The organism is Rhodococcus baikonurensis (genome assembly GCF_040489275.1).
Lineage (GTDB): Bacteria > Actinomycetota > Actinomycetes > Mycobacteriales > Mycobacteriaceae > Rhodococcus_F > Rhodococcus_F baikonurensis.
The window spans coordinates 1-15442 of record NZ_JBEUOQ010000007.1 but is presented as its reverse complement, the minus strand read 5'-3'; the positions used below and the strand labels follow the sequence as shown (position 1 = coordinate 15442).

Sequence of the window (15442 nt, the reverse complement as noted above, 5' to 3'; positions counted from 1 at the left end):
TTTCCCTCTTCGAAGAAACCGATATGGCGGAAGATATGAGTTTTGAACATCTGAACACCCTCTTCAAAGCGGCAGCGGAAGCGAAAACAGTGCCAGCGGTCGCCGGTATCGTAATGGACAGAAGCGGAAAAGTTCTCTACGAGGGGGCATTTGGAGTCACCAACCTCGATAGCGACACGGCCGTTCCGTACACGTTATCGACAATGACACCAATATTTTCCTGCACCAAACCCATCACATCGGTAGCCGCTCTGCAACTGGTGGAGCGGGGACTTATGGGGATCGACGACCCCGCTGAAATGTACGTTCCCGAGATTGCCGATATCAAGCTCTTGGATGGGTTCGACGATTGCGGTTCACCCAACTTACGCGAACCAAAGAACAAGATCACCATTCGGCACCTGCTATCGCATTCATCCGGGTTCACCTACGACTTCCTGGACGAAAACACATACCGGTGGAGGATTACGGACGGCCAGGCACCAGCCGAATATCTTGCCGCAGAATCGATGAAGGCAATGTCCACTCCGCTGGCTTTCGAACCAGGCACTCGATGCTGCTACGGAGCCAGCACCGACTGGCTGGGATTTGTCATCGAAGGCGCAACAGGTCTTGGACTGCACGAGGTCATCGAGAGAAACATCCTCGTTCCACTGGGGATGAATTCCACAGGGCGAGAGATCACTCCGGGAGCTGTTGGACTCGCAATGCACACACTGGTAGATGGTGTCCTCGCCGCGAGCCCCGAACTAGTGCCCAGTGGCATTGCCGAAAAAGACTGTGGCGGACAATATCTGTACTCGAGCCCGCACGATTTCGCCACCTTCCTTCTGACTCTGCTCAACGAGGGGACGCACCCCCTGTCCGGCGTCACGATCCTCGAGAAGGAGACTGTCAAGAACTTTGTGTTCACCGATCTTCTTTCACAGGAATGTGATTCGAGCCTGGCAGGGTTCCTGACGACTCAGATGCCTGAGTTGACCGGTAGTGCGGAGTTTCTCCCCGGAATCACCAAGGGTTGGTCCGGGACGTGGATGATGAATCATGAGCAGAGCCCTCGTGGGCGTTCCGCAGGTAGCGGTGGCTGGTTGGCAATTCCAAATCACTACTACTGGGTCGACCCCACCAAAGGAATACTTGGCCTGGTGATGTCCGGCATTCTTCCGCTGGCAAACCGAGAGGTACTGGGGCTGTTCGATAATTTGGAGCGGACGGCCTACGGCCATGCGCCCGCCACCCAGTTCGGTGAACCAGGTTCCAACGTCACACTCGACATCAAGGACGACCTGACGCCGACCGAGGGCAGCAGATGAGTGCGCGCCACCCTGCCCAGGCCTCGACGAAACTCGAACGAACCAAACGCACGTCTGATCTCGGCGACCTGAAATCGGGTTCGACCACGACCGAAAGAGGTACCCACGCATGAGCGCTATCAGCCCCGGCGAGACGTCGACGACCCTTTCGCCCGTACGCCGACTCGATCGGCTTCCCGTTACGTCCTCGCACCTGTTTTGGGTGGCTCTGCTCGGGCTTGCCTATCTTATCGAGACATTCGACAATATTGCGTTCGGCTTTCTGGCGCCCGCGATCCGTGCCGAGTGGGGACTGTCTCTCGGTCAGATTGGGCTCATCACCTCGGCTGTTTTCGTGGGAATGTTGGTCGGCGCCGTCGGCGGCGGGCGACTGTCCGACGCGCATGGACGAAAACCGGTTCTCGTGTGGGCATCGGTGTTCTATTCGGCAGCCTCGCTGATGTCGGCGCTCGCGCCCAACATCGAGGTACTGTTCGCGAGCCGTGTGCTGACCGGAATCGGCGTACAAGCAGCTACCGGCGTGATCATGGTCTACCTCACCGAGATGTTCCCCAGCCACGCCAGGGGCCGATTCTTCAGCGCTGTATCGTTCTTCGGGTTCCTCGCCTCCCCACTCGCTTCGATGACGGCGCTGACCGTAGTACCAACGGGGCCTGGGGCCTGGCGTTGGGTTTTCGCCCTCGGCGCAGTGGGCGTGGTTATCGCGGTCACGGTGGCCGTGGGTCTACCCGAGACTGTGCGATGGCTTGACTCACATGGCCGTCAGGACGAAGCGCTGCGCGTCGTCGAGCGCATGGAAGCTGCGGCGAGTAAGAACAACCCCCTGCCTCCGGCCTCTCCCGTCGAAGGGCCGATCGACCAAGAAAACGGCAGCATCCGAGATTTGTTTCAGCACGGATACGCCCGTCGTCTGGTAGTCCTGGCTTCCACATTCGCGATACTGGTCTATTGCTTCTACGGTTTCGTGTCCTGGGTGGCCACAGTCCTCGTCGGCCGAGGGATGCCGCAAAGCGAGGCACTCGAGATCGTACGAAACATCAGCCTCGGATCTATTTTCTCCCCGTTGATCTTGTATACCGTCGCTGACCGCATCGAGCGCAAGACGGCAATCCTCATCGCTGGCTCGATAACCGGCATAGCGATGATGGTGTTCGGATCCACCACCGACCGCGGCCTGACGATCGCATCTGGCTTCGTGGTGATTGTCGGGCTCGGTGCGTTGACTACAAGCTTCTACATGTACCTGCCCGAGGTTTTCCCCACCGCAATCCGCGGAGTGGGCGCGGGGATCACCGCCGGAGTCGGTCGCATCGCTGGCATCGTGTCGGGAGTAACTATTGCCGCGATCTACGCCAGTCAGGGCGATGGTCCGCTCTACATGGGTTTAGGTGCGGGCCTTGTTGTAATGGGTGTAATCACAGCAGCGCTCGGGCCGAAGACGACTCGACGCTCTCTGGAAGCGATCTCTCACAAGTCATAGAATGCAGCCCCCACGACGCGGGCGGGTGACAAGGTTAACTTACCGTCGCGTGAGGCCAGTGCGGCGATACCCTGAGCGTCTGCGCAACAGAGGGATTCGCCGGACCTCTCACGGCGTAGTAAGCGCCGGAGCCATCCTCGTTATCCAGAGATTAGCAACGGGGTCTCGCCGTCGGGCCGGCGCGCACAGCCTTGGTGCGCGGTTGCCCGGTGATCTCTCGTCCTGATGTGTCTCCGCATGAAGACACATCCGTGAGGAGTGTCGATGTCCCTGGCAGTACACACTCTCAAGCTCGGCAGAGCTGCCACGGATTCGCTGATGTCGTGAGTGCCGTGTTACTCCCTGGCGGCGCGACGGTGACTGCGGGTCGGTTAAGCAAGCGCAGTGGCCACCCAGGGTTGCGGGCTGCTGCAAACGACATCTGCGATCCCTCGGTGAGGACGCCGGACGATCTCCGGCCGATCGCGACAGCCTATGCGAAGGCGCTCAAAGCCTCGCCGCTGGGTGAGCGAATGTTTGCCGTTTACGTTGCGAGTTAGCAAGTTGCCGGCAAGGACGTGAAGAACGAAGTGAAGATCAAAGTTTCTGATTTTCAGTTGCATCTCTGGAATGGGAAGCCTTCCGCAGCAGCAGAGTTGAAGACCTGGGACGTTGTCGTCGGCTAAGTCGTCCATCGGGCGACTGGAAACGCTTCCGGTCCCTTTGTAGGCCGACGCATTTCCCTGCCGCAAGGTCTTCGTTCTCGCAACATCTGGAGCTTGGGCTTTCGAGATTGACGCACAAGGCATTTGGTCCCTACTTCAATTGAAGCGCCCTCTTCTCTAGACCATACCGATCGTACTGTTTAAGGTCGAATTGTAGGGTCGGACATGAGGTCTGCTCGACACGGAAAATGGGTCGTCGTGCCGTGTGCTCGGCACGGGAGGCGTACGGAACCCTCGACTGGGTGATCTGGCCGGGGGTTTCGTTTCACGGAAACATGGTTCCGCCATGGCCAGGTCGTTGACGCCATGTGGATGTTGACACGGCAAACCAGCGAAGCCCCCCAACCTCGTGGGTTGGGGGGCTTCGCAGTGTGTGCGGTCATTCAACTGACCGTGTGGCGTTTGTGTGGATGGTTACAGCGAATCCGACGCCGCCCAGAAGTGTAGATCGACCATTTCGCCTGAGGGGACGGTGACAGGTATTAACGCACTGTGGGGCATGTTCACGTCGCCGTTGGGAGGTAGTTCCACGCGTGAGTGACGCCCCGTTGTATGCCGTTGACGTAGGCGGCGACATTCATTGTTTCCGTCCCCGACCATCGTCGTGTTCCGGTGTGAGCGGCAGGCCAAATCTCAGTTCAGCGTAGTGTGGCGACGGCTAGGCTGCTGCTTGGCGGCGTGGATTGAAGTGCTCACGGCTCTGACCGCCGGATCGGACGTTCCTCTCCGTGGGACGATTCAGGAGGTCCGCGTCCAGAGTGCTGCTGGGTCGTTCACGGGTGGATTTGCCTACAGTGGGCAGCCTCCGATGATGGTGGTGCCGGGGCACGGATGCCGGGTCTGGCGGCACGGCAACAAGATCCGTGTCGAGAACATCGACGGAAACCCCATTTTCGTCAGTGATGGTGTTCGGGCACGGGATTTTACCGGCCGCTCTGATCGCCCTCTTGTCGGCTTGCCCGACCGTGTGATCTATCTCGGTCCCGGTCAGTTCCTGTTGCATCGCCGCACCACGGCCGAATGGACCGGCAACGATTTCGCCCAACCCGTAGGGGATGTGGAGGTCGCCGAGTTCGCTGGACGCCATTGTTGGACGGTGCAACTCGCGCCGCCAGAGGGGAAGCCGTATCCGCTCCGGATCTGGGTTGATGTCGACTCCGGACAGATGCTCGGCTACCTCGTCGAGGAAGTGGGGGAGGGCTCGCAGTTCGTCGACCTCGCTGTCGGCGAAACACTGGATGAGGGACTGTTCGTGTGAGACGGCCCTGCCGTCACACCGGAAGGGTAACTGTTCCGCGAGGAGCACCGAGTCGCGCAACGTAAGCAGGCGCAGTGGTTCACCGGCAACGTGAGCGGCGCCGTGCTGACGGTGCGAGTGCCCGTCGATTTCACCCCGGACGACATCCGCTACACGGATTCCGGCGGTTTCGATGCGTCGAACTGTGCAGCGATGCTCTCCCGTCGCCCGCGAAGCGCGCAAGGTTGGGAACCGAAATGGGGCGTGCCCCACTACGCCTGGTCGACCCCACTGTGGGACTGGGCAGCAGGGACCTGGCCACCGTGGACCGAAATTTGCACCACCTTCGAGATAATCCTGAGCTCATTGCAAGGACCGCGCTCGTTGTCGAGCAGGTCGTAGTAAACCCCGAGGGAGGGAACGACGACATCGTCCTCTGTCGGGAATCCTTGTGCGAGTTCGGAAGCGGAGAGATCGTCGTATCGGGTCATGGACTACCTTTCGCTTCGAACCGGAGAGATCGACTTCACCGACTTCACCATGGCCTCGGTTCGGCGGCGATAGATCACCCGCCGCGGATGATCTGAAAACAGCGGGCGGGTAGGCGCAGGATGTCTCCCCGCGATCGTTCAGGGGAGGCTCCAGAACTGAGTGGTCACGAGATAGAAGACGACCACCCAGAACAAGGTCACCGCGGCGACGATTGCCACTCCTTGCGCGTTGGTTTTTGCGACAGGAATCCCCGAAGGTGGACGCAGCCAGCGGTGCAGGAGTCGATTCACGTAGTACGGCATCGTGAAGAAACTCATGATGAAGCTCGACAACAGGTTGCCGATCAACAATCCGAGCCAGAGTGGCAGCTTCAGCGGTGACAGCGCCAAAGTAAGCAAGACGACAGTCGGGTAGAGGCCGACCCAGACTGCGATCGAGGTTTTTGTCTCCGACGGTGGAGGGGCCTCGTTTCCGTTATCGTCGAAGGCAAACCAACTGCCGAACGAATTGTCGACAGTGCGCAGTTCGAAGTCGTGGAACTTGCGGCCCTCGGCGAGGAGTTGTTGTCGCTCAGGAGAAGTCAGCCACGTGTCGAGATGGGCAGCATTGTCGAAGCGATACAGCAGCGTCCATTCGTCCTGCACGCCGTCGACGGGGCGGAACAGTTCGGTGCCGCGAAACCCTTCGAACGCGCTTTCCACCTCGCGAAGACGGTCTTGCCAGGCAAGGAACTCGTCGATGCTGTCGTCGCCGACTCGGTGCGTCACGACGACGGTCAGCAGCGGGTCCGGGGGCTTGATCCCGCCGCTCACCACTTGCTGTGTGGCCGGTCCGTCGAAGTACTGCCGGCCGTCCTCGAGGTAGTCCTGCCGTGTCGCGCTGTTGATCCACGCCTGAACATGAGCGATGGAGTCGAAGCGGTACACGATCACCCAATCAGGTTGGGTGGTCGTCGGAGCTGCGATTTCCGCCCCGAGGAAGCCGGCGTAGTCTGCGGCCGCACGGTTGAGGTCCTTCTGCCAGACCTCGAATTCCTTCTCCAGCCCAGGACGCACTCGCTGGCCGATGATGACCGTCGCGGCGCTGTCCGCCGACGTGTTCGCGGTCATCGGTTCAGCCCTGTGTAGATGCGCTCAGGTGTGAGCGGTAACGACCGGAATCGCGACCCGGTGGCGTCCTGCAGTGCGTTCGCGAGCGCAGGGGCAACCGGATTGATACAGCACTCTGCCATGCCTTTGGAGCGGAGTGGGCCGACGGAGTCGGATGACTCGACGAGGATCACTTCGGTGCGAGGGACATCCGCGTACGTCGGGATCCGGTAGTTACGCAGGTTCGGGTTCATCATCGCGCCGTGTTCGTCCACGTGAAAGTTCTCGGTGAGGGCAAAGCCGATGCCCTGGGCGACGCCCCCTTCGATCTGCCCCCGCACCTGCGCCGGATTGATGATCACTCCGGCGTCGGTTGCCTGGACACTGTAGAGGATGCGGATCTCACCGGTGACGCGGTGGACGGCGATCCGGAAGCCGTGAGTATTGGACACCACGCTGCGCGGAGATCCGTAAGCCTTCCGTGCCTCGGTGAAGCGGATCCCGCGCGGACGTGCAGCCTCGAGTATCTCCTGAAGAGTCACACGGTTACTGCCGCACACGATCTTGTCGTCGTCCATCGAGCACTGGTCAATCGACACACCGGTGTGGTGCGCGGCGAAGGCCAGTAATCGATCACGGAGCGCATTCGACGCGCGAAGTACCGCGTTCCCCGCTACAAACAGGCCTGCGCTGGCGAAAGCGCCTGTGTCGAAACCGGTTCGGTCGGTGTCCGACTGAATGATTCGTACGCGTGACGGTGTTGTGCCCAGCTGATTCGCGGCGATCTGTACGTGGGCGGTAGACGTTCCCTCGCCGAATTCGACTGTGCCGATGGCAAGTTCGTATACACAGTCTTCGCCGAGGGTGAGCCAGGCCTCGGAAATGTGCTCGGTGGGTGGCGCGGTCTCATGTAGTGAACTGGCAGTACCGGTCCCGATGAGCCACTCGTCTCCGAGCGAGGGAATCGGATTGCGCTTCAACGCGGCATCGATCAGATCGATGCATTGCCCCAGGCCGTCTTCGGTCAAGATCACGTCGTCGGGGCCGTCTTCGATTGCGACGAGTGAATCGCCCGGTCGGACGATATTGCGTCGACGCAGTTCGAGCGGATCCATGTTCAGCGCGTTGGCCAATTCGGTCATGGCCGATTCCACGGCAAAGGCCGGTTGCGTCATCCCGTACCCACGCAGAGCGCCGCTCGGAACATTGTTGGTGTAGACGGAATACGCATCGAATTTCTTGTTCGCGCAGCGATAGAGCGAGACTGCCGCGCCGCCGGCAAAGAGTGTCTCTCCGCCGTGATTTCCGTATGCACCGGTGTTCGAGACGTTTCGGTAGTGAAAGGCGGTGAGAGTCCCGTCCGACTTCGCTCCGAGCTTGATCGTCAGTTTCATCGGATGACGCGGCGACGCGGTGGTGAACTCTTCTTCTCGGGTGAACTCGAGACAGACGGGACGGCCGGTGTCCAGGGTGGCGAGGGCCACCAGATCTTCGCTGATCACTTCCTGTTTGCCGCCGAACCCGCCGCCCACGCGTCTGCAGAACACGCGTAGCTGATCCGGGCGGAGGTCGAAGAGATGGGCGAGTTTGACCTTGGCGATGGAGGGGGACTGTGAACTTGTGCGAACGTGAAGGCGTCCGTCTTCCATCCACGAGATCGAACCGTGCGTCTCGAGATGCGCGTGCTGAACCCGCGGCGAGAAGTAGGTGCCTTCGTGGATGACGTCGGCCTCGGCGAACCCGGCCTCGACGTCGCCCACATGACCGTGAAGTTCGAGCAGGATGTTGTGCTCGGGATCTCGAACAAAGGGATCGTCGGATCCGTGCAGGGCTGGAGCGCCGTCGGCCATCGCCTTTTCCGGATCGAACACAGAAGGCAGGATCTCGTAATCGACCTTCACCTTCCGACGGCCTTCTTCCGCAGCGACGACGGAATCGGCGAGGACGGCCACTACACGCTGACCCACGAACCGCACGACGTTGTCGAGGATGTACGTGTCGTCCGGATCAACAAGGTGGTCGGTATGAATTGCCGTTGTGAAGAGCTTGCGCGGCACGTCTTTCCAGGTGTAGACGCGGTGGACGCCAGGGACGGCGAGCGCCTCGCTGGTGTCGATGGAGGTGATGCGTGCATGGGCGTGAGGCGAGTGCAGGACCTTCAGGTGCAGCATGCCGTCGATCGCGGTGTCCATCGTGTACTCGGCGCGTCCGGTGACCACCTCGGTTGCCGCCGGCGCGCCTACGCTTGTTCCGACTGCTTGTCCGGGAAGGGCGACCTCGATTGCGCTGACACCGTTGACCGCGTCTTCGATGGATCGGTAACCGGTGCAGCGGCACAGGTTTCCCTTGAGTGCACGCGGCAAGTCTTCTTTCTGCGCGTCGGTGAGCGCGGCCGAGGTCATGATCATTCCGGCGGTGCAGAACCCACACTGAAAGCCAGGTGCGTCCCGGAACTGCTGCTGAATCGGGTGGAGATCTTCGGGCGTGCCGAGCCCCTCGATGGTGGTCACGTCGCGACCGTCGGCGCGAAACGCGGGTGTGATGCAACTGTGGATCGGTGCGCCGTCGAGCCATACGGTGCACGCCCCGCAGTCACCGCCGTCGCACCCCTTCTTCACTCCGTGGTGTCCGAGGTGCCGAAGAAATGTGCGCAGACACTGACCGGGGAACGGTTCCTCGTCGAACGTCCGTTCGTTCACCGTGTAGCTCATGACCGGCTCCCCGTCAGTTCGATTCGGAGCTCGTCGGCGTAGTGACGGGCCAGATGGAGGCGGTGGTCGGGGGTTCCGTTGGGATCGCTGAACCAGTTCTCGGCCGGGATGGCGTCGACGGCCCGTCGCAGCGACTCTTCGTCCGGCATCGTGTCGAACGTCAGCCGGATCGGATGGGTCGTGCCAGCGGTGATGGTCAAGTGAAAGTCGTGGAGGCCGGGAGTCTGCGTCGCGATCATGAAGATCGTTGACCGTCCGAGGTGAGTGAGACTGAATCGGCGGTGGGCGTGCTGTTTGGTGAGCGCGTGCACCGGGAACTCGATGCTCCGAAGAACTTCGCCCGGCTCCAGGACGTTCTGGTGGTCACCGGTCACGAAGTCGCACGCGTCGACGGTCCTCGCTGTCCCGTCGGCAGCCCACAGTGTGAACGTCGCCTCGAGGGCAACCGCCAGAGTGATCATCGGCCCGGCGGGAAGTGACATACAGATGTTGCCGCCTACCGTGGCCGCATTCCACACCTTGAACGAGGAGAGGAAGTATTCGCAACTGACGCGAATCAGTGGACTTGCGTGCCAATTATCCGGCGGCACAAACGCATACAGCTCGGCGACGGTGCACGTAGCTCCGACACTGAAGTGACTCGGGCCGACTTCCAGTGGTGCCCAGCCGAGTGCTGTGAGGTCGACGAGTCGACGTGTGTCGGGTTGTTCCGCTGAGAACAGCCAGGTTCCGCCGGCCAGCCAGGCATCGCCGGGGCGCCACACGTCCCCTGGGCGATCCGGTGGTCGGCGTATCACTTCGGTAATGGTGGTGATGTCCATGCGCCTGCTCCCCTCGGGGGATGTGTCGTCTAGGAGAGGGACATTACCGAGGTGGCGGGGCACATTCACACTTTTAGTGCATTTCGGGCAGTCGATCGGAACGGACATACGCATCTGCGGCATCGACCAGTCGGCCGGTGCATGCGCCGACCGATTCTGGGTACGACTCCTTGAGAGGCGCGATCAGCCTCTTGCTCTCGCGCTGTTGGATTCGGACGCGGCTTCGCACTCGGCGGCCGCGGAGACCGTGCGGGGCGGGGCATTGTGAAACCCTTCGAGGTCGAACGAACAGACTCTTCCGAGATGCGATTTCCGCTCTCGGCCGCGCAACGGGCAACGTGGTTCGCACAACAACTCGACCCCGAAGTCCCCATTCTGATAGCGCACTACGTCGAGTTGCGCGGCGAACTCGACGTCGAACTACTGGGTCGTGAAACGCGAGCAGTTGCACACGAGTTTCAATCTCCGTTGCTGAAAGTAATCGAGGTCGACGGTCAACCGATGCAGTACGTGGACGAGACATTTGAGATCACCGTCCGTCTCGTCGACCTTCGTCGGTCCTCCGATCCGATCGCGGATGCGGTCGAGTGGATGCGTCGAGATTGCCGGACGCAGCTCGACCTGGCCGTCGACGGAATCGTCGAGACCGCTGTGCTGCGCGTGGGCGACGCGCACTATCTGTGGTACAGCCGCATTCATCATGTCGCGCTCGACGGTTTCGGCGCCATGACCATGATGAACCGCATTGCGCATCGGTACTCGGCCTCGGCGGCGAGAGAGGATCCGCAGCCGAGTCGTGCCGCGACCCTGCGTACGCTGTACGACATCGACGAGCGGTACAGAATGTCGGATCGATTCGCTGCCGACCGGGAGTACTGGGCTGAGCGCAATACCACCGTTGCCGGATCCTGCCTGGCTGAGGCTTCTGGGCCCGCGCAAATCGAGAGCCGACTCGAAAGCACACTGATGTCGGACCGGAGCTGTGCCCTTCTCTACGAATCCGAGAACCACGCTGCAACGGTCATCGCTGCGCTCGCGTTGTACCTCTCGCGGATGACAGCGAAAGAGACTGTCCAGATTCATGTTCCGATGTCCGGACGAACCACGGCGGTGTTGCGGGGCTCGGGCGGCATGATGGTGAACGTCGCGCCGTTGCTCATCAGAGTCGCCGCCGTCGATACCGTCGGTGAACTCCTCGCCCAGGTTCAGCATGAGCTCATGGGTGCATTGCGACACCAGCGCTGCAGCCTCGACGACATCCGTCGGGACGCCGGCGTGACGAGCGGTCCGGATGGCGAAGCCTCGTATTCCGGGCCCATGGTCAACGTCATGATGTTTCGGCAGGAGGTGCAGTTGGGCGAGGCAGTTGGGGAGTATCACATCGTCACCTCCGGTCCGGTGGAAGACCTTCTGGTCAACCTGTATCCGAGCGGCGACAGACTGCGTGTCGACTTCCGGGCAAACCCGGTCCGCTACGAGGAGGGGGGTTTACGCGAGCACCACGGGAATTTTGTCGGCTTGCTGGAAGAGTTGATCGCGGCTGATCCCGGTGCCGAACTCGTAGAAATTCACGGCCCGACGGCACGGGAGGGCGAGCGACGACAACGCGAAATCCGGCAACTCGAATATTGGAGACTTCAGCTCACCGGGGCGCCCGAACTGTTGCAACTTCCCTTCGATCGAACTAGGCCTGCAACGCAATCGTTGGACAGTGGACAGGTTGAGGTCGTGATCTCCGCCGACACTCACACGCGGATTACAGAAATGGCACGTGATCTCGGGACGGACACACGCGCGGTCCTGCACACAGGCTTTGCGCTTGTGGTGAGCCGTTTGTCCGGTGCTTCGGACGTGGTAATCGGTACGCCGACGGGATCCGACGCGAACATCGTTGCCGTCCGGAGTCGCATCGATCTGGAGACGCCGTTCACGGCGCTCCTGGGCAGCGTCGTCGAGGTCCACAGTAATGCGCAGGCGCACAGAGAGATACGGCTCGAGCAGGTGGTGCAGTCGCTTGCGGTAGAAGATGTACCTGCGTATGCGCCGGTTGTACAGGTGACGTTCGAGTTGGTCGCCAGCGCTGACGAGTACCCTCCCGACATCGGCCGCTTCGATCTCGGTGTGTCTGCTGTCGAAACCTTCGACGAGGCGGATACACCGTCCGGAATTACGGTGACGCTCGCGTTTGCCACCGACCTGTTCGACGCCGAGACGATACGCGGCCTCGGTTTGCGATTCGCGCGCGTCCTGGAATCCGTCACAACAGATCCGGCAATGATCGTCGGCGACATCGACATCTTGTCCGACGACGAGCGATCCGCGATGAGGCCTGTCCGCGGTGACCTTCGCGCTTCGCCTCGCACCTTGGCCGAGTTGTTCGACGGTGCGGCACGCACAAACCCCGACGGCGTGGCTCTCGCGTTTCTCGAAGACGAGTTGACCTATCGCGACCTCGACGAGCGTTCCTCGAAGTTGGCCCGAGTCTTGATCGACCGCGGTATCGGTCCGGAAAGCAGTGTGGCGCTGGGTTTGACGCGGTCGATCGAATCGGTTGTCGCGATGTTGGCGGTGACCAAAGCCGGCGCGGCATTCGTGCCGGTGGATCCGACCTATCCGAGTGAACGTGTTCGCTTCATGCTGACCGATTCCGGCGCCGTACTGGGGTTGACGGTCGTTGCGGAACTTCATCGTTTGCCGGATTCGATTTCCTGGTTGGCGATCGACGACGCTGAGTTCCGTGGCCGACTTGCGCGGTTGTCGGTGCGCTCGGACTCCGATGTCGATCGGGTGCACCCGATCCGGCCCGACAATCCCGCATACGTGATCTACACTTCGGGTTCGACCGGACTCCCCAAGGGGGTGACGGTCTCGCATCGTGGACTGGAAGCGCTTGCTGCCGAACAGCGTTCGAGGTTCGGCGCGACTCAGGAAGCGCGAACGCTGCATTTCTCGACCCCGAGTTTCGACGCCTCGATTTTCGAGTATCTTCTGGCTTTCGGTGCCGGAGCGACCATGGTGATTGCACCGAGCACGATCTACGGCGGTGACGAGCTGTCTCGCTTCCTCGAATCCCAGCGTGTCACGCACGGTTTTATCACTACTGCGGCGCTCGGAACAGCGTCGCCCGAGGGCCTTTCGGACTTCGGTGATGTGGTGGTCGGTGGTGAGGCCTGTCCGCCGGATCTTGTGCAGCGGTGGGCTCCCGGCCGACGGCTGTGCAATGCCTATGGGCCGACCGAGACCACCGTCATGTCGAACATCGGCGAGCCTATGGTGCCGTCGGAGAACATCACAGTGGGCGGTCCGCTCCGTGGATTCGACGAGGTCGTGCTCGATCAGCGATTGCACCCCGTCCCCGACGGTGTCGTTGGCGAGCTGTACATCTCGGGAGACGCGCTCGCACGCGGATACCACCGGAAGTATGCGTTGACGGCCGAACGATTCGTGGCCGACCCGTTCGGTCTCCCAGGCCGGCGGATGTATCGAACGGGCGACTTGGTGCGCCGGCGCCGCGGCCGTGCACTCGAGTACGTCGGTCGTAGCGACTTCCAGGTGAAAGTTCGCGGATTCCGTATCGAACTCGGGGAAATCGACAAAGTCGTGCAGTCGTGTCCGCAGGTCGAGAATGCAGTCACCGTGGCGCGTGCGGGTCCCTCCGGGACAACGATGATCACCACGTACGTCGTACCTGCCGGCGGAAGTGCGCTCTCGACGGCCGATCTGACGCAGTACGCCGCGAGTCGTGTGCCGTCGTACATGGTTCCCGCGGCCTTTGTTCTTCTCGACGAGTTGCCGGTGACTCCATCGGGAAAGGTCGATCGCGCTGCCTTACCGGCACCTCTGTTCGATGCTCGGTCGGACAACTTTCGGCCGCCCGAGGGCGCCGAGGAACTGTTGCTGGCCGAGATTTTTGCCGACGTCCTAGGTGCCGAGACGGTGGGTGCCGGTGACGACTTCTTCGAGCTGGGTGGGAACTCACTGATTGCCACAAAGCTGATCGCACGAGTCAACGCCGCTGAAGCAGTCGATTTCGGGGTGCGGACTTTGTTCGAAGCACCGACGGTCGAATTATTGGCCCTCCAGGTGCGTGGCGCGAAGTCCTCCGGCGTTGATCCCTCGTGTTCGAAGCGTCCAATCCTGCAGGCACATTCGCACAGGGACAAGATTCCGGTGTCTCCGGCGCAACGACGCCTGTGGTTCGTCAATCAGTTCGACACGTCGTCCCCGGCCTACAACATTCCGATGGTGGTCCGACTGTCAGGGGCGTTGGATGTGGCTGCGCTGCAGCTCGCGATGGGCGATGTTGTCGATCGACACGAATCGCTTCGTACCGTCTACCCGGCGTCGGTCGACGGCCCACATCAGGTGGTAGTTCCTTCGGAACGCGTGACGTCGAAGATGGCGTGGGAAGTATCCGTGGACGAGGAAGCCTTGGACAGGCGCATCGCCGATCTGGCTCGCGAAGGGTTCGACGTGAGCGCGACCGTGCCCCTGCGCGTGTCTCTTTTCAGAATCACTCCGGACGATCACGTCCTCGCGTTGGTGGTTCACCATATTTCAGCGGATGGAGCATCGCTCGAGCCGCTGGCCCGCGACCTGACCCGCGCCTACGCCGCGAGAGCAGCGAAGCGGACACCGGACTGGCCGCCTTTGCCTGTGCAGTACGCCGACTACAGCCAATGGCAGATCGAACTGCTCGGCAGTGACGACGATCCGGACAATCTCGAGGCGAAGCAGTTGGACTACTGGACGTCCACCCTGTCCGGTCTACCTGCCGTGATCGACCTTCCGCTGGATCGGCCGAGGCCCGCGGCACGATCCATGCTCGGTGAATCGGTCCGATTCTCGGTGCCCGCAGACGTGCACAGTGACCTCCTCGAACTCACTCGGAGCCACAACACGACCCCGTTCATGGTGATGCACGCAGTGCTGGCGATCCTGTTGGCACGGCTGAGCGCCTCGCCGGATGTCGCGATCGGCACTCCGGTAGGAGGGCGCACCGAGCGGGTCCTCGACGATGTGGTCGGGATGTTCGCCAACACGGTCGTCCTGCGAACCGTCGTTGATCCCGCCGCGACTTTCGAGGAGATCCTTTCACGAACTCGCGACGTTGATCTGGCAGCGTTCGGGCAAATCGAGGTGCCGTTCGAGCGCGTCGTCGATGCTGTTGCGCCGGAGCGTTCGTCATCTCATTCACCGCTCTTCCAGGTTCTGTTGGAATTCCAGAACACCGCAGATCCTCACCTCGAACTACCCGGACTCGGTGTCGATGTTGTTTCAGTCGACATCGGTGTTGCCAAATTCGAATTGCAATTGTCGCTCTCCGAGCAGCGTGGCAAGGACGGCAGCCCCTTGGGTTTCGACGCCGCTTTCACCTATGCCACCGATATCTTCGAGCGCACCACAGTTACCGAGTTCGGGGAGCGTTTCGTCCGCCTACTCCGGTCGTGTGTCTCGAATCCAACTGCCCCAGTGAGTGATACGGAGATTCTGGGCGCTTCCGAGCGTGGGTTGGTGGTGGGTGGTTGGGATGGTGTGGGGGTGGCTGTGGGGGGTTTGACGTTGGTGGATGTGTTGGATGGTCGGTTTGCTGGTG

Annotated in this window: 8 protein-coding genes; 5 read left to right on the top strand and 3 right to left on the bottom strand. The window is 61.3% G+C overall.

Features of this window, described 5'->3' with window-relative positions; all coding sequences use genetic code 11:
• Positions 1–23 precede the first annotated feature (23 nt).
• From ABWI03_RS17350 to ABWI03_RS17335, 4 genes are all read left to right on the top strand, one after another.
• Positions 24–1313 (top strand): serine hydrolase domain-containing protein, encoded by a 1290-nt coding sequence (locus ABWI03_RS17350; RefSeq protein WP_353802306.1) that lies wholly within the window; start codon positions 24–26, stop codon positions 1311–1313.
• A gap of 109 nt (positions 1314–1422) precedes the next feature.
• Positions 1423–2793, top strand: a complete 1371-nt coding sequence (locus tag ABWI03_RS17345) for an MFS transporter (protein WP_298780890.1) — start codon at positions 1423–1425, stop codon at positions 2791–2793.
• A gap of 1374 nt (positions 2794–4167) precedes the next feature.
• Positions 4168–4755 carry a hypothetical protein gene (locus tag ABWI03_RS17340; RefSeq protein WP_298780886.1) on the top strand — a complete coding sequence of 196 codons (588 nt, stop codon included), beginning with the start codon at positions 4168–4170 and terminating at the stop codon, positions 4753–4755.
• Between the two features lie 90 nt (positions 4756–4845).
• Positions 4846–5136, top strand: a complete 291-nt coding sequence (locus ABWI03_RS17335) for a hypothetical protein (protein ID WP_298780883.1) — start codon at positions 4846–4848, stop codon at positions 5134–5136.
• Between the two features lie 227 nt (positions 5137–5363).
• Here the strand turns inward: ABWI03_RS17335 and ABWI03_RS17330 are convergent, their stop codons facing one another.
• The 3 genes from ABWI03_RS17330 to ABWI03_RS17320 are packed head-to-tail and all read right to left on the bottom strand — an operon-like array spanning position 5364 to position 9846.
• Positions 5364–6335, bottom strand: coding sequence for an antibiotic biosynthesis monooxygenase (locus ABWI03_RS17330; protein WP_298780826.1), 972 nt, complete (start codon positions 6333–6335; stop codon positions 5364–5366).
• Positions 6332–9025 carry a molybdopterin-dependent oxidoreductase gene (locus ABWI03_RS17325; RefSeq protein WP_298780823.1) on the bottom strand — a complete coding sequence of 898 codons (2694 nt, stop codon included), beginning with the start codon at positions 9023–9025 and terminating at the stop codon, positions 6332–6334. Before ABWI03_RS17325 ends, ABWI03_RS17330 begins: the two co-directional genes overlap by 4 nt.
• Positions 9022–9846, bottom strand: coding sequence for an FAD binding domain-containing protein (locus ABWI03_RS17320; RefSeq protein ID WP_166814006.1), 825 nt, complete (start codon positions 9844–9846; stop codon positions 9022–9024). Before ABWI03_RS17320 ends, ABWI03_RS17325 begins: the two co-directional genes overlap by 4 nt.
• A gap of 303 nt (positions 9847–10149) precedes the next feature.
• Between ABWI03_RS17320 and ABWI03_RS17315 the strand changes: the two genes are divergently transcribed.
• Positions 10150–15442, top strand: a 5293-nt coding sequence (locus ABWI03_RS17315) for an amino acid adenylation domain-containing protein (protein ID WP_353798841.1), incomplete at its 3' end; no start/stop codon positions are given.